This window comes from Micromonospora sp. NPDC048999, from assembly GCF_040649295.1.
Classification (GTDB): Bacteria; Actinomycetota; Actinomycetes; order Mycobacteriales; family Micromonosporaceae; genus Micromonospora.
This window is the reverse complement of the sequence record NZ_JBEZFI010000020.1, coordinates 80,922-95,928: the sequence shown is the minus strand read 5'-3', so window position 1 is coordinate 95,928 and position 15,007 is coordinate 80,922. Positions and strand designations below refer to the sequence as shown.

The window sequence follows — 15,007 nt, the reverse complement described above, 5'->3', positions numbered from 1 at the left end:
CTCTCGCTGCTCACAGGCTGCCCCAGAAGTCCGACACCTCGTAGAAGCCGCTCGTGAACGCGATCTGGCGTCTCATGTAGGCAGCCTGCCGGGGGCAGGTTGTCTCCAACGGCCGGATCAGCTCGTGGCTGCCCTCGATGAGGGTGGTGAGCCTGGCGGTCACCTCGGTGGAGTCGTCGACGAGCATGAGCGCGTTCAGGTCCCCCCATTGGAGGTCGCGCCGATACGTGGCCAGGTCGTTGACGAGACGCAACGCGCGCTGCACCTCGCGGCTGGCGACTCTCAGGTCTTCCCAGTGGTCGAGGCAGTCCTGATCGCCGATGACGATCCAGTGCGTCACGTTGACCAGCACGCAGGCGAGGTTGTCGGCGTTGCCGAGGTACTCATCGAGCGTCGGGGCGCCACGTCGTGGGCCTTCTGCGGCCTCGTGCGTGGTTTTCCAGTACCACTCCTGCTCGACGGCCGTGAACATTCGCCCGAGTTCTTCCCGCCACATCGGCTGCATGGCGGCAAACGCCGGCGTCGACGCCAACTCGTCGCGGATCTCGGCCAACAGCCGGGCCAGGGGGTGCTTGTCGGGGGGTGTGCTGCCGTCGGCGACCGCAAGGCAGCCGGCGATCACTGCCCGTACGTCGTCTGCCGCCTTGGCCAGGTAGTCGATCTGCCAGTCGGCCGCGAACACCCACAGCAGAATCCGCGTGGTCACGCGCAGCTGCTCGGCCGGGTATTCGGGCGCGGTGGCGGCGATCGACATCGCGATACTGCTGACCAGTGCCGAGTCGAAGGGCCGGCCGGCAAACAGGTCCTGGTGGTGGGACACGACCTCGTGTAGGTCACGTTCGAGGCTGACGGCCAACGCGCAGATCCGTCCCTGCTCTGCCACGGTGAGCAGGTTGCCAGCGGAGAGCGGTACGTGCGGGGTTGAAGTCACGACACCGAGGAGCTTTCGCGCGGCAGCAGGGTGAGCGTGTTTGGTCGGGGCCGCAGCGATGCGCCGAGCCTCGGTGTGAGGTCGGCTGGCTGCCCGAGCCGGAAGCGGTATCGGCTCAGTAGCGTGGCCACGATAATGGGAGCCTCGAGGAGGAAGAGATGCTGGCCGATGCACTGGTGCGGGCCGCCCCCGAAGGGGAAATAGCTGTAGCGGTACTGCCGCTTCGGGCGGTCAGGGGAGAACCGCTCCGGATCGAAGACCCCAGGGCGGTCCCAGAACGCCTCCATCCGCTGCGTCGCGTACGGGCTGACCAGGATGGTCGCTCCAGCCTCGATCCGGACGCCGCCCAGGACCTGCTCACCGACCGCGGTACGCGGGATGGTCCAGCCCGCGGGCCAAAGGCGGAGCATCTCGTCCAGGACCATCCGGCTGTAGCGCATCTCCGCGATATGCGCACGCTGCACCGGCCCACGCCCGACAACCTCGTCGATCTCGGCATACAACCGGTCGGCCACCTCGGGGTGCGCTTCAAGGACCGGCCACAGCCAGGACAGGACGCCGATCGTGGTCTCGTTGGCGGTCGAGAACATGGCGACGACGTCGCTGCGGATCTGCTCCTCGCTGGCCTGCGATCCGTCAGCCCTCGGGCGGCACAGCGTCGCGATGATGTCGTCGCCATCGCCCGGATTCGCGCGCTCCTTCCGAATGATCGGCAGGACCAGCGCGTCAATGCCCTCCACGGCCTTACGGAACGCACGGTCACCCGGCAGAGGAATCCAGTAGGGCACGCCCGGGGCGAGCAGACGAGACACCATCGTCCGCGTGATCGTGCCCAGGTGCGCGAAAATCTGGAGCGCATCGGGCACAGGGATCTTCTTGCCGAAGAGCACCCGGGTGGTGGCCCGGCACACAATTTGCGACATCAGGGTGACAGCGTCGACGGCCTGCCCCGTTCGTGCCGGCTCATCCAGAGCTTCGACCGCCTCGGCGATTGCTACCGCCATCCGGTCGACCAGCAACTCGGCACGCTTGGCGGTGAACAGCGGTTGCAGGGTGTCTCGACTGGACTCCCATAATTCTCCCTCGGTGACGAGGATCGCGTCACCGACCGCTCGGCGGACCGAACGCCACAGCATGCTCTCGCCGTCGCGGATGAAGTTGGTCCTGTCACGCAGAATCTGCTGTAGATGCTCGGGGTGGGTGACCAGGTACGGACGGAAGGTGCCGAGGTTCAGCCGCACAATCCCGCCACCGGACTGGTTCCCGAAATGAACGAGAGCCCCCAACGGGTCTCGGACCAGACGCGGTAGTGCGCGGCGCAGGGAGACCGATCCAGCCCGGCCGGCGATGACGGTCGCCTCAGACATTGAGATCCTCCACGATCTGTCGTTCACCCCGACCGTAGGGCGGCCGCGCGGCCAGCGGGTGGCCGTAGCAAGAACGCGGATGATCGTCGCACGCGCGCCCCCGGAGCACCAGGCTGGGCCAACACCCTCATCGGACCTTCAAGCGCGCGGCGACCGTCTTGGTCGCACTCCGTCAGGCTGAATGGGTGGCTATCAGCTGGCCGTCCTTGACGACGCTCCGGTGTCGTGGATCAGCCCACAGGAGCGATGGGTCCTCGAGCGGATTGCCAGGCAGAATCACCAGGTCGGCTCGGGCACCAACGGCGATGCGTCCCAGGTCGGGCCGACCGATGATCTCGGCGTTGACGGACGTCGCGGAGCGCAGTGTCTCGAGTGCCCCCTCGACCTCGACCTGCAGCCGCAGGCCGGTGAGCTGCTCGTCTTCCAGCATGCCCATCAGGTCCGTGCCGAAGCCGATCGGCACGCCCGCCGCCCGGGCCAACTCGATCGCCCGCCGGCCGGCGGCCAACACCTCGCGGTTCTTCGCCTGCCCGATCGGTGCGAGCCCGACCTCCTCGCCACGCCGGTCCATGGCGTCGTAGGCGACCAGCGTGGGCACGAGGAACGCACCGTGCTCGGCCATCAGGGCGGCGGTGGACGCGTCCAGCAGATTGCCGTGTTCGACAGTGCGCACCCCGTTGGTCACGGCGTGGGCGATCGCCTCCGGAGAGTAGGCATGGGCAGCGACGTAGCTGCCGCGTCTGGTGGCCTCGTCGGTCACCGCCCGGACCTCTGCCGCCGAATACTGCGGGACGCGGATGGGGTCGGTCAGCGACACCACCCCGCCGGAGGCCATGATCTTGATGGCGTGGGCGCCCTGTCGGAAGCGGTCCCGGACAGCGCGGCGCAGCGCGTCGACCCCATCCACGATCTCGGCCAGATGCGCCCCACCGGGGCACAGGTCCAGGTCACCAGGGCGGGGATCACCGTGCCCGCCGGTCTGCGACAGCGCCGGCCCGGTGTACAGATACCGCGGCGCCGCGATCAGCCCCTCGGTGACGGCCCTGGCCAGGCCGGGGTCTCCGCCCGCCACGTCACGCACGGTGGTGAACCCGCGGCTGAGGGCGGAGGCGAGGCGACGAGCCCCGACCAACGAGAGGTAGCTGAGTGGGCTGGACTCGACCGCGAGCAGATCCAGCCCGATGCCGTAGGCGTGGAAGTGGGCGTCGATGAGGCCGGGGATGACCGTGCCACCACGCGCGTCTATCACCTGCCCGGCCGGGCGCGCGGTGCCGTCGAGCGCCACGATGACGCCGTCGTGGATGTGGATCGTGCCCTCGGCCAGCTCGGCCGACACGCCGTCGAAGAAGACAGCGTTGACGACAGTCAGCGCAGGTGCCGCGCTCATTGGCGTGCTTCGCCGTGTGCCGCCGCCGCGCCTCGCGCGCGCTGCCTGCTCGGGCGTTCCTCACGGCCGGCCCAGCTGCCGCGCACGTGGCCGATGTGCGCCTTGATCAGTCGTTCGAGGCCACGCCGGTCGTTGGCGGCGATGAGGTCGAGCATCTGGAGGTGTTCCGCAGCCGAGGAGACCAGCTCGCCGTCGGCAGCGAGCCGGGTCAGGCCGTACAGCCTCGTCCGGGACCGCAACTCGCCGACGAGCGAGACCAGGTTCGCGTTGCCCGCCAGCGCGAGCAGTTCCAGGTGGAAGACGCGGTCCTGCTCGATGTACGCGATCAGGTCTTTCTCCTGCGCCGCCTCGACGATCCGTTGCGCCATCGGCCGCAGGCGGGCCAGGTCGTCGGCAGTCGCGACGCCTGCCGCCCGGACGGTCATCGGCACCTCGAGAAGCTGCCGGATCTCGGTGATGTTGTCCAGTTCCTCGTCGGTGAGCTCGGTGGCCCGGAAACCCTTGTTGGGCACCGTCTCGACCAGGCCTTCTTTGACCAGGTCCAGCATCGCCTCCCGGACCGGCGTGGGTGACACGCCGAACTGCGCGGCCAGGGTGGGCGCGGAGTAGATCTCCCCGGGACGCATCTCGCCGGCGACGAGAGCCGCGCGCAGGGCGTGGGCGACCTGGCTACGCACGCTACGCCGCGCCTCAAGCATCGGCAGATGCAACGACTGTGGCACTACAGCACCCCCTTCGCTCGTAGGATAGTTGGGCTGAATCCCACCGCTCCGCGACACCCGGGTCGTCTCATGCTCATGCCGGGGCGACCGCCGCGGTGACCGTGTGCAGCGAGGTGTAGAACTCCTGCGCGGCCTTGCCCTGCTCCCGCTGGCCGAAGCTGGAGTCCCGCTCCCCACCGAACGGGAGGTAGAAGTCGACGCCCGTCGTCGGAGCGTTGATCTTTATCTGCCCCGCCGCCAGTCCGTCGGCGCACCGCAGCGCGGTGCCCAGGTCGGCGGTGAACACGGAGGCGGTCAGGCCGTAGCGGACGTCGTTCGCTGCCTCGACGGCCTCGGCGACACTGCCGACCCCGCTCACCGCGCAGATCGGTCCGAACACCTCCTCGTTCAGCAGAGGATGGTCGGCCGGTAGGTTGTCGACGAGGGTCGGTGCGACGTACCAGCCGTCACCGGGTCCCGGGCGGCCGCCGGTGAGGACCCGGCCACCGCTGGCCTTGGCGCTTGCCGCCGCCGCCAGCACCCGGTCGCGCGCGGCGGAGTCGATGACCGGGCCGATGCTGGTCGCGGGATCGGCCGGGTCGCCGAGGCGTAGCTCCTCCGTCGCGGCCACCAGCGCCTCGGTGAAGCCGGCCGGGTCACCCACGACGATCACCCGTTTCGTGGCGGTGCACTTCTGCCCCGCGTAACCGAAAGCGGCGTAGGCGATCTGCCGGGCCACGGCGGCGACGTCCACGTCGGGCAGCACGATGGCCGGGTTCTGGCCCCCCATCTCGCACTGGACGGCGACGCCACGTCGGGCCGCAGCCGATGCCACGACCGAGCCGACCGCGGCGGATCCGGTGAACGAGACGACGTCGCCGGCCGCGACGACCGCCTGACCGGGCTCGGCGTCGCCGGGCAGCACGGCGAGAAGCCCGTCGGGAAGGTGCGGCCCGATCAGTTCGGCCAGCCGCAGCGCGCACGCCGTCGCCTGCGGCGCCGGCTTGATCAGCGCCGCGTTGCCGAAGGCCAGCGCCGGCGCGGCCTTCCACAGGGGGATCGCCAGGGGGAAGTTCCAGGGCGTGATCAGGGCGGCGATCCCGCGGGCACGTCGACGGGTGTAGGTCAGCCCAGGGCCGCCACCGCTCGGTTCGTGGAGCGCACCGATCGGATCGAACACCTGCTGGGCGTGGTAGCGCAGGATGGCCACGGATCGGGCGACCTCGCCGAGCGCCTCGGACCGAGGCTTACCCACCTCGCGCACCACCAGCGCGGCCAACTCGTCCGTCGCGGCCGCCACCGCCTCGCCTGCTGCATGCAGGGCGGCGGACCGTTCCGCGGGCGACGCGGCGGCCCAGGCTCGCTGTGCCTGGCGGGCCCGGCGTGCGGCCTGGTCGACGTCGGACCCGGTGGCCTCGGCGACCGTGACGACCAGATCGGTGGGGTTCTGCGGAGATGTGGACTGTACGACAGACAACATGGGCTCCAGGCGTTTCGCTACCGCGAGGGTTGGTCAGAGCAGGAATCCGGCGGGGAACGGGTCGGTGGGGTCGAGGAAGTACTGCGCGGTGCCGGTGATCCAGGCGCGACCGGTGACCGTCGGGACCACCGCCGGCCGGTCGGCGACGGTGGTGGACTCGAGCAGTCGGCCGACGAACCGGCTCCCGATGATCGACTCGTTGACGAAGTCGGTGTTCAACGGCAGTTCGCCTCGGGCGTGCAGTTGGGCCATCCGGGCTGACGTGCCGGTGCCGCACGGTGACCGGTCGAACCAGCCCGGATGGATGGCCATCGCGTGCCGGGAGTGCCGGGCGTCCGAACCGGGTGCCGCGAGATAGACGTGATGACAACCGGCGATGTCCGGATTCTCCGGATGCACCGGGTTGACCTGCTCGGTCACCGCGTCCATGATGGCCAGTCCGGCGTCCAGCATCCGCTGCCGGAGCCGGGCGTCCGTCGGGGCGAACGCGATGCCGAGCTGGTCGAGCCCGATGATGGCGTAGAGGTTGCCGCCGAACGCGACATCGAGGGTGAGCGTGCCGAGCCCGGGCACCTCGACTGTCGCGTCCAGCTCGTGCACGTACGCCGCGACGTTCCGCAGGGTGACCGACTCGGCGCGCCCGTCGCGCACCGCCACCTCGGCGATGACCAGGCCGGCGGGCGTGTCGAGCCGGATCCGGGTCACCGGCTCGGTGACCGGCACCATCCCGGTCTCCACCAGCACCGTGGCCACCCCGATGGTGCCGTGCCCGCACATCGGCAGGCACCCGCTCACCTCGATGTACAGCACACCCCAGTCGGCGTCGGGTCGAGTGGGCGGTTGCAGGATGGCCCCACTCATGGCCGAGTGTCCACGGGGCTCGTACATCAGCAGCGTGCGGATGTGGTCGAGATGCTCGAGGAAGTGTTGGCGGCGTTCGGCCATCGAACTGCCGGGGATGACCCCGACGCCACCGGTGATCACCCGCGTCGGCATGCCCTCGGTGTGCGAGTCGATCGCGTGGAACACCCGGTTGGTGCGCACGTGTCTACCGCCCTCTCGCTATCGGTATCCGGCCGCGATCGCCTTTTCGGTGGCCTCTCGGACGGCGCGCTGCTGCTCGGCGGTGAGCGGGACCCGGGGCGGGCGGCAGGGGCCGCCGTACCGGCCAACGATGTCCATCGACAGCTTGATCGCCTGGACGAACTCCGTCTTCGAATCCCACCGCAGCAGCTCGTGCAGCGTCCGGTACAGCGGCAGGGCGGTGGCCAGGTCGCCGCTGGTGGCGGCGTTGAACAGTTGCACGCTCGCGCGCGGCAGCGCGTTGACGTAGCCCGCGACCCAGCCCCGCGCTCCGCCGAGGCCCACCTCCAGCGCGACGTCGTCGGCGCCGATCAGCACGTCGAGTTCCGGGGCCAGCTCGGTGATCTCGTAGGTACGGCGGACGTCGCCGGAGAACTCCTTGACGCCCACGATCAGGCCCTCGCCGCTCAGCTGGGCGAGCAGGGCCGGCGTGAGGTTGACCTTGGTGTCGAGCGGGTTGTTGTACGCCACCACGGGAATGCCGACCTTGGCGACCTCCCGGTAGTGCTCGACAACGGCCCGCTCGTCGGCCCGGTAGGCGTTCGGGGGCAGCAGCATGACCGCGTCGCAGCCGGCCTCGGCGGCGTCCTCGGCCCACCTGCGCGCCTCCAGCGCACCGTAGGCGGCGATGCCGGGCATCACGGTGAAGCCGTCCGGGGCGGCGTCGACCGCCGTACGCACCACGGCGCTGCGTTCCTTCTCCGTCAGCGTCTGGTACTCGCCCAGTGACCCGTTCGGGGTCACCCCGTCGCAGCCCTCGGCGGCCAACCACCGGACGTGCTCGGCGAAACGATCGAGATCGACCTCCAGCCGATCATCGAAGGGCAGCGCCGTGGCTACCAGCACCCCGTGCCATGGCTTCAATCGCGCGTGCATCCAGCACTCCTTCTCTCTGGTCGCATACGTCCGACCGCACCCGAACGATCTGTATCCGGTCGCCGCTGCTGCGGGCATCACCCTGGCGGCGACGGCCGTACAATGTCACACTACAACAGCGCAAGCGAAGGACTCCAGCCGCAACGCTGCCCGAGGTGCCCATGCCCGACACCCCTCCCGCGCCCGTCGGCGCGACTGCGCGCCACCGCGTCAGCCGAGCGCCGGCGGCCGCGTCGTGACCAGACACGACAGTCGTACGCGCCTCGCGATCAGCCCTGACCTGGTCGTCATCGGAGCGGGGATCGTCGGCGCCGCCTGCGCTTACTACGCCACCCAAGCGGGCCTGTCGGTTGCCGTCGTCGATCGAGGACCGATCGCTGGCGGAACAACCGGGGCCGGCGAAGGGAACATCCTGGTCTCCGACAAGGAGCTCGGCCCCGAACTCGACCTCGCGCTGCTGTCGAACCAGCAGTGGCGCGCCCTGGCCGACCTGCCGCTCGACGGCACGACGTTCGGCCGCGCGGTCGAGCTCGAGACCAAAGGCGGCCTTGTCGTGGCAACCGGCCAGGCACCTCTGGAAGTTATGCAGCGGCTGACCGGAAAGCAACAGGCGCTCGGAGTCGAGGCGCTGGCCGTACCGGCGCACGAACTGCACGAGCACGAACCGCACCTGGCAGACGATCTCGCCGGCGGCTACCTGTACCCGCAGGACATGCAGGTGCAACCGATGCTCGCCACGGCGCACCTGCTCCGGCTCGCCCGGCGAGGTGGCGCAACCGTGCTACCGCACCAGCCGGTGACCGGCTACCTCCGCGACGGAGATCGAGTCGTGGGTGTCCGCACGCCACAAGGCGACATCTCCAGCGGCGCCGTGCTCAACGCCGCCGGAACCTGGGCCGGCGAACTCGCCGCCCTCGCCGCCGTACGCGTGCCGGTGGCACCTCGCCGCGGATTCATCCTGGTCACCGAACCGCTCCCGCCGATCATCCGGCACAAGGTGTACCTCACCGACTACATCGGCGACGTGGCCAGCGACTCCGCCGCCCTGCAGACCTCGGCCGTCGTCGAGGGCACCCGGGCCGGCACCGTGCTCATCGGCGCCAGCCGCGAGCGCGTCGGTTTCGACCACACGTTCTCGCCAGCCGCACTCGGCGCGCTCGCCCACGGAGCGGTGCGGCTGTTCCCCAGCCTCGCCGGGGTCTCGGCGATCCGCGCCTACCACGGGTTCCGCCCGTACTGCCCCGACCACCTGCCGGTGATCGGGCCGGACCCGCGCGCCCCCGGCCTCTACCACGCGTGCGGCCACGAGGGCGCCGGCATCGGCCTGTCCATGGGCACCGGCCTGCTCATCGCGCAGGCGCTGACCGGCGGCCCACCCGACATCGACCTGCACCCGTTCCGGCCCGACCGCTTCACGGAGGCTTCCGCATGACAGGCCCCGCCCCGTTCGACATCACGTTCGACGGCGAACCGATCGCATGCCGTGACGGCTGGACGATCGGTGCCGCCCTCACCGCGGCGGATGTCAGGTCCTGGCGGACCACCCGGCACGGGCAGCGCCCGCGTGGCCTCTTCTGCGGCATCGGCATCTGCTTCGACTGCCTGGTCAGCGTCAACGGCCAGCCCTCGGTGCGGGCCTGTCTGGCGCCCGCCCGACCCGGCGACGACGTACGCACTCAGCTTGGCACCGGGCAGTGAACACTCCCAAGGTCGACGTCGCCGTTGTCGGAGCCGGGCCGGCCGGCCTCGCGGCGGCGCTGGCCGCGGCCGATTCCGGCGCGATGGTGGCCCTCATCGATGCCGGGATCCGCCCCGGCGGGCAGTACTGGCGCTCCCCGGCCCCCGGTGCCGGCCGCTTCACACCGGACACGCTGCACCACTCCTGGCGCCGCTTCGTCGACACGAACAAGCGGCTGGACGACCTCGCCGGCCAACAAAAGGTTCAGCGCTTGGCCGAGCACCACGTCTGGTCCGTCGAACGCATCGACGACGGGTGGGCGATCCACTGCCTGGTGGGCCCGGAGCCCCGGCAGCAGGCCGGACGGCCGCCGGTCACCATCCAGGCCCGCCGCCTGATCCTGGCGACCGGCGCGTACGACCGGCAGTTGCCGTTCCCCGGCTGGGATCTGCCCGGGGTCATGACCGCAGGCGGGGCGCAGGCGCTACTGAAGGGTCATCTCGTGGTCGCCGGGAAGACCGCCGTGGTTGCGGGCACCGGCCCCTTCCTGCTGCCGGTGGCCGTGGGCCTCGCCCGCCACGGCGCCCGGGTCCGAGGCGTGATCGAGGCCAACGCCCCCTTCGGCTTCGCCCGGTCACCCCGCGTGCTGCTCGGCGCCCTGAACAAGGTGGGTGAGGCGTCGGCGTACGCTGCCCAGCTCGCCCGGCACCGGGTCGCGGTACGGCATCGACACGTCGTCACGCGGGCCGAGGGGACCGACCGGTTGACCGGGGTGGTGGTCGCCCGGCTCGGCCGGGACGGACGCCCCGAGGCGCACACCCAGCGGTACGTCGAATGCGACCTGCTCGCCGTCGGGTGGGGCTTCACCCCGCAGCTCGACCTGCACCTGCAGATCGGCTGCGCCACCCGGGTGGACGTCGACTCCAGCCTGGTGGTGACGGTCGACGACAGCCAACAGACCACCGTCGACGGGGTCTGGGCCGCCGGCGAATCCACCGGCATCGGCGGCGCCGACCTCGCGTCGGTCGAAGGTGAGATCGCGGGCCGGTCGGCGGCCGCCTCGCTCGGCGTCACACCCGCGTCGGCGAGGCTCTCCCGGCTGCTACGGCGGCGGGCCGCCCTGCGCCGCTTCGCCGGGGTGATGCACCGCGTCTACCCCGTACCCCCCGCTGCGCTGGACAACCTGCCCGACGGCACTCTGGTGTGCCGGTGCGAGGAGGTGACCGCCGGGGCGATCCGGCACACCATCGGCGATCTCGGCGCCAGCGACCCGCGCACCGTCAAGCTGCTCGCCCGCCCTGGCATGGGCTGGTGCCAGGGCCGGGTGTGCGGCTTCGCCACGGTGTGTCTGACGGCCCGTCACCTCCGCCGTTCCCCGACGGTGGAGGATCTGCGCGCCTTCGCGCAACGACCGATCGCCACACCCATTCCCCTCGGCCAACTGGCGATGCCGTCGACCGAAGGCAACGCGGGCGGCGACGGCGGATAGCCGTCAGCGTTGGGCGTGCGGCGCTGCCGGCTTGGCTTTCGGCGCGGCGGTCACCGTCGGCTGGATCCGGCCGGACTCGATGTCCTCCGCGTAGTGGCAGGCAACCTGCTGCCCCGGTGCGAGCGTGCGCAGCGGCGGTCGCTCGTCGGCGCAGCGGGTGGGCTGGCGCCACGGGCAGCGGGTGTGGAACCGGCACCCAGCGGGCGGGTTGGCCGGCGACGGCAGGTCACCGCGCAGCAGGATCCGGTTGCGGCCCGCCTCGACCGCCGGGTCCGGCACCGGCACCGCCCCCATGAGGGCCCTGGTGTAGGGATGGGTCGGCTTACGGTAGAGCAGCTCGGACGGGGCCTGCTCGATGATCGATCCCAGGTACATCACCGCCACGGTGTCGCTGATGTGCCGCACCACGGCGAGGTCGTGCGCGATGACCAGATAGGTCAGCGAGAACCGTTCCTGCAGTTCCTTGAGCAGGTTGATCACCTGCGCCTGGACCGAGACGTCCAACGCGGACACCGGCTCGTCGGCGACGACCAGCTTGGGGCTCAGCACCAGGGCCCGGGCGATGCCGATCCGCTGACGCTGGCCGCCGGAGAACTCGTGCGGGTAGCGGTGCAGGGCGGTCGCCGGCAGTCCCACCACCTCCAGCAGGTGCCGGATCCGCCGCGCGTGTTCCGCCGCTCCGCCGGGGATCCGGTGGGCGCGCAGCGGCTCGGTGAGCAGGGATTCCACGCTCTGCCGGGGGTCCAGGCTGGCCATCGGATCCTGGAAGACCATTTGGAAGTTCCGCCGCGCCGATCGCAGCCGCCGTTCGCCGAGGGCGAGAAGGTCCTCGCCGTCGATGTGAACGGTGCCACTGGTCGGTTCGATCAACCGCATGATGGCGCGCGCGAGGGTGGACTTTCCGCAGCCGGACTCCCCCACCAGGCCGAACGTGGTCCCGGCGGCCACGTCCAGGTCCACGCCGTCCACGGCCTTCACCGAGCCGTGTTGCCGGCGTTGGAGCGTTCCGCCGCGGATCGGGAAGTGGACCTTGAGATCGCGTACCTGAAGCAGGTTCATTCGGCACCACCCTCGTGACGTCCCGCGCCGGCGGATTCCAGCGGGCGTGGACAGCGGACCTGGCGCGGCGGGTCGAGGCTGAGTTCCCGCACCGGTGGCGCGGCACCCAGGCAGCTGTCGACCGCATGGTCACAACGGGGCTGGAACGCGCAGCCGCGATCCCACGGCACGACGTCTCGCACCGAACCGCGAATCGTGTGCAACAGGCCGCCGCGCTCGCCGTCCATGCGGGGTATCGAGCGCAGCAGACCATCGGTGTACGGGTGGGCGGGCTGCCCGAACAGGCCGCTGGCCGGGGCGGATTCCACGATCCGGCCGGAGTACATCACATGCACGCGCTCGCACAGGCCGGCCACGACCCCGAGATCGTGGGTGATCATCATCAGCCCGGAGCCGCTCTCCTCGACGAGGTCTCGCAGCAGGTCGAGGATCTGCGCCTGGATGGTCACGTCGAGCGCCGTGGTGGGCTCGTCGGCGATGAGCAGCCGCGGCCGGCAGGCGATCGCCATGGCGATCATCACCCGCTGCCGCATCCCGCCGGACAGTTGGTGCGGATACTCCCGTAGCCGGCGCGCCGGGTCCGGGATCCCGACCCGGTCGAACAGCGCCTCGGCCTCCGCTCTGGCCTCGGCGGTCGACTTGGCGTCGTGCCGGACGATCACCTCGACGAGTTGCCGCCCCACGGTGACCACCGGGTTGAGGGAGGTCATCGGATCCTGGAAGATCATGGCCACCTCCCGGCCACGGACGTCCCGCATCCGCCGTGGGGAAAGGGACAACAGGTCCTGGTCGCCGAGCATGATGCTGCCGGTGACCCGTACGCCCCGGGCGGGCAGCAGCCGCATGATGGCCAGTGACGTGACGGACTTGCCGGAGCCGGACTCGCCGACGATCCCCACCGACTGCCCCGCCTCGATGTCGAAGCTGACGCCGTCGACCGCCCGCACCGGCGGGTGCCCGGGCCGGGTGAAGGTGACCGTGAGGTCCCGTACGCGCAGGAAGCTCATCTTTACCGCCGTAGCTTGGGGTCGAGTGCTTCGCGCAACGCCTCGCCGACGAGGGTGAAGCCGAGCGCGGCGAGGACGATCGCCAGCCCCGGGTACAGCGCCAGTTGTGGGGCGGAGGTCAGCGCGACCTGGGCGTCGGTCAACATGCGTCCCCATTCCGGCGCCGAGGGATCGCTGCCGGACAGCCCGAGGAAGGCCAGACCCGCCGCCTCGACGATGGCCAGGGCGAGGGTCAGGGTGCCCTGGACGATCACCGGGGTGAACGAGTTCGGCAGCACGTGGCGGAACACGATGCCGGCCCGGGAGATGCCGAGCGAGCGCGCCGCCAGCACGTAGTCGGCGGCGCGTTGCCCGAGCATCTCACCGCGCAGCAGCCGGGCGAAGATCGGCACGTTGACCACTGCGATGGCGATCATGACCGAGGTCAGGCTCTGCCCCAGCAGCGCGGCGATCGCGATGGCGAACAGCAGGCCCGGTACGGAGAGCATGATGTCGACCAGCCGCATGACCAGCACGTCGACCCAGCCGCCGAAGGCGCCCGCGAGCAGCCCGAGGAACACCCCGACGGTGGCGCCGATGGTCAGTGACACCACGCCGATCAGCAGCGACTGCCGAGCCCCGTGGACCAGCCGCGAGAAGACGTCCCGGCCCAACGGATCGATGCCCAGCCAGTGCTCGGCCGAGGGCCCGGGGTAGGCGCCGGGCCGGACCTGGGACAACCACGAGTTGTCCTTCGGCGAGTACGGCGCGATCCATGGCGCGAAGACGGCGACCGCGACGAACACCAGGATCAGCGCGAACCCGACCATCGCCATCGGGTTGCGCAGCAGGCGGCGCATGGCCTCACCGCGCAGGCCGCGCGCCGGTGGCTGCTCGGCGGCCACCGCGTCGACCCCGTTCGGGCTGGTCGGTTCCCCGGGGGGAGCTTCCTCCGCGATACTCACGACACCCTCACTCGGGGATCGAGCAGGCCGTACAGAAGGTCGACGATCATGTTGATGAGTACGTAACTCACGGCAATCACCAGGATGAAACCCTGAATGGTCGGGAAATCGCGTGCGACGATGCCGTCGGCCATGAACTTGCCGACGCCGGCGAAGGCGAACACCGTCTCGGTGAGAACGGCTCCGGCGAGCAGGACACCCATCTGGAGCCCGATGACGGTGGTCACCGGCAGCATCGAGTTCCGCAGCACGTGCCGGCGGGTCACCGTGCCGGCCAGCAGGCCCTTCGCCTCGGCGGTCCGCACGTAGTCCTCGTGCAGGACGTTGAGCACCGAGGCGCGGGTCATCCGGACGATCACGGCGAGCGGGATCGAGGCCAACGCGATCGCGGGCAGGATCAGGTGTGTCAGGGCGTCCCAGCTCGCCGGCAGGTTGCCGGTGACGATGCCGTCGAGGACGTAGAAGCCGGTGGGGTGCTCGGCGTAGGCGCGCGGATCCGCCCGGCCGGCGGTCGGCAGCCAGCCGAGCTGGACGGCGAAGACGAGCTTGAGCAGGTACGCCAGGAAGAAGATCGGAACGGTCACCCCGAGCAGGGAGCCCGAGACCAGGACGCTGTCCAACCAGGTTCCGTAGCGCCGGGCGGCCAGGTAACCCAGCGGGATGCCCACCGCGACGGCTATGACGAGCGCGGCGATGGCCAGCTCGATCGTGGCCGGGAATCGGCGCGCCATCTCCTCGAGGACCGGCCGTCCGGTCTGCAGCGACGCGCCGAAGTCCAGCCGGACCGCCCGCCCGAGGAACTGAACGTACTGTTCCCAGAGCGGGCGGTCCAGGCCGAGCTGCGCCTCGATCTGTTCGATGGCCGCCGGTGTCGCCTTCTCCCCGAGCAGCGCCTGGGCAGGCCCGCCAGGGAGCGCGCGCACCCAGGCGAACAGCAGGACCGACAACCCCAGCAGGATGGGGATCAGCTGAAGCAGCCGTCGAGCGACGAAGCGGAGCACGTGA

At 70.5% G+C, this 15,007-nt stretch carries 14 protein-coding genes; 3 read left to right on the top strand and 11 right to left on the bottom strand.

What is annotated here, in order from left to right; translation table 11 throughout:
• Nucleotides 1-10: 10 nt before the first annotated feature.
• From AB0C02_RS20805 to AB0C02_RS20775, 7 genes are all read right to left on the bottom strand, one after another.
• The gene (locus tag AB0C02_RS20805) at nucleotides 11-931 is read right to left on the bottom strand and encodes a terpene synthase family protein (RefSeq protein ID WP_357550205.1); all 921 of its coding nucleotides are present in this window, start codon (nucleotides 929-931) and stop codon (nucleotides 11-13) included.
• Nucleotides 928-2,298: a cytochrome P450 gene (locus AB0C02_RS20800; RefSeq protein WP_357550203.1), complete on the bottom strand. Its 1,371-nt coding sequence runs from the start codon at nucleotides 2,296-2,298 to the stop codon at nucleotides 928-930. Before AB0C02_RS20800 ends, AB0C02_RS20805 begins: the two co-directional genes overlap by 4 nt.
• Nucleotides 2,299-2,470: 172 nt before the next feature.
• The gene (locus AB0C02_RS20795; RefSeq protein WP_357550201.1) at nucleotides 2,471-3,685 is read right to left on the bottom strand and encodes an amidohydrolase family protein; all 1,215 of its coding nucleotides are present in this window, start codon (nucleotides 3,683-3,685) and stop codon (nucleotides 2,471-2,473) included.
• Nucleotides 3,682-4,383: a GntR family transcriptional regulator gene (locus tag AB0C02_RS20790; protein WP_357550199.1), complete on the bottom strand. Its 702-nt coding sequence runs from the start codon at nucleotides 4,381-4,383 to the stop codon at nucleotides 3,682-3,684. The genes AB0C02_RS20795 and AB0C02_RS20790 overlap by 4 nt, the downstream gene beginning before the upstream one ends.
• A gap of 97 nt (nucleotides 4,384-4,480) precedes the next feature.
• Entirely contained in the window at nucleotides 4,481-5,866 is a 1,386-nt protein-coding gene (locus AB0C02_RS20785) for an aldehyde dehydrogenase family protein (RefSeq protein ID WP_357550197.1), read from the bottom strand.
• A gap of 33 nt (nucleotides 5,867-5,899) precedes the next feature.
• Nucleotides 5,900-6,910 carry a proline racemase family protein gene (locus AB0C02_RS20780; protein ID WP_357550196.1) on the bottom strand — a complete coding sequence of 337 codons (1,011 nt, stop codon included), beginning with the start codon at nucleotides 6,908-6,910 and terminating at the stop codon, nucleotides 5,900-5,902.
• A gap of 18 nt (nucleotides 6,911-6,928) precedes the next feature.
• Nucleotides 6,929-7,825, bottom strand: coding sequence for a dihydrodipicolinate synthase family protein (locus AB0C02_RS20775; protein ID WP_357550194.1), 897 nt, complete (start codon nucleotides 7,823-7,825; stop codon nucleotides 6,929-6,931).
• Here AB0C02_RS20775 and AB0C02_RS20770 point away from each other — a divergent pair.
• The 3 genes from AB0C02_RS20770 to AB0C02_RS20760 are packed head-to-tail and all read left to right on the top strand — an operon-like array spanning nucleotide 7,782 to nucleotide 10,992.
• A complete protein-coding gene (locus AB0C02_RS20770) occupies nucleotides 7,782-9,257 on the top strand; it encodes an FAD-binding oxidoreductase (RefSeq protein ID WP_357550192.1) in 1,476 nt (491 codons plus the stop codon). The genes AB0C02_RS20775 and AB0C02_RS20770 overlap by 44 nt on opposite strands.
• A complete protein-coding gene (locus AB0C02_RS20765; protein ID WP_357550191.1) occupies nucleotides 9,254-9,523 on the top strand; it encodes a (2Fe-2S)-binding protein in 270 nt (89 codons plus the stop codon). The genes AB0C02_RS20770 and AB0C02_RS20765 overlap by 4 nt, the downstream gene beginning before the upstream one ends.
• The gene (locus tag AB0C02_RS20760) at nucleotides 9,520-10,992 is read left to right on the top strand and encodes an NAD(P)/FAD-dependent oxidoreductase (RefSeq protein WP_357550189.1); all 1,473 of its coding nucleotides are present in this window, start codon (nucleotides 9,520-9,522) and stop codon (nucleotides 10,990-10,992) included. The genes AB0C02_RS20765 and AB0C02_RS20760 overlap by 4 nt, the downstream gene beginning before the upstream one ends.
• 3 nt (nucleotides 10,993-10,995) lie before the next feature.
• Here AB0C02_RS20760 and AB0C02_RS20755 read toward each other — a convergent pair whose 3' ends face one another.
• From AB0C02_RS20755 to AB0C02_RS20740, 4 genes are read right to left on the bottom strand one after another with little or no spacing between them, the layout of a single operon-like run.
• A complete protein-coding gene (locus AB0C02_RS20755) occupies nucleotides 10,996-12,051 on the bottom strand; it encodes an oligopeptide/dipeptide ABC transporter ATP-binding protein (RefSeq protein WP_357550186.1) in 1,056 nt (351 codons plus the stop codon).
• Nucleotides 12,048-13,058: an ABC transporter ATP-binding protein gene (locus AB0C02_RS20750; RefSeq protein WP_357550184.1), complete on the bottom strand. Its 1,011-nt coding sequence runs from the start codon at nucleotides 13,056-13,058 to the stop codon at nucleotides 12,048-12,050. The genes AB0C02_RS20755 and AB0C02_RS20750 overlap by 4 nt, the downstream gene beginning before the upstream one ends.
• A gap of 2 nt (nucleotides 13,059-13,060) precedes the next feature.
• The gene (locus AB0C02_RS20745; protein WP_357550181.1) at nucleotides 13,061-14,002 is read right to left on the bottom strand and encodes an ABC transporter permease; all 942 of its coding nucleotides are present in this window, start codon (nucleotides 14,000-14,002) and stop codon (nucleotides 13,061-13,063) included.
• The gene (locus AB0C02_RS20740) at nucleotides 13,999-15,003 is read right to left on the bottom strand and encodes an ABC transporter permease (RefSeq protein WP_357550180.1); all 1,005 of its coding nucleotides are present in this window, start codon (nucleotides 15,001-15,003) and stop codon (nucleotides 13,999-14,001) included. Before AB0C02_RS20740 ends, AB0C02_RS20745 begins: the two co-directional genes overlap by 4 nt.
• Between the last annotated feature and the right edge of the window lie 4 nt (nucleotides 15,004-15,007).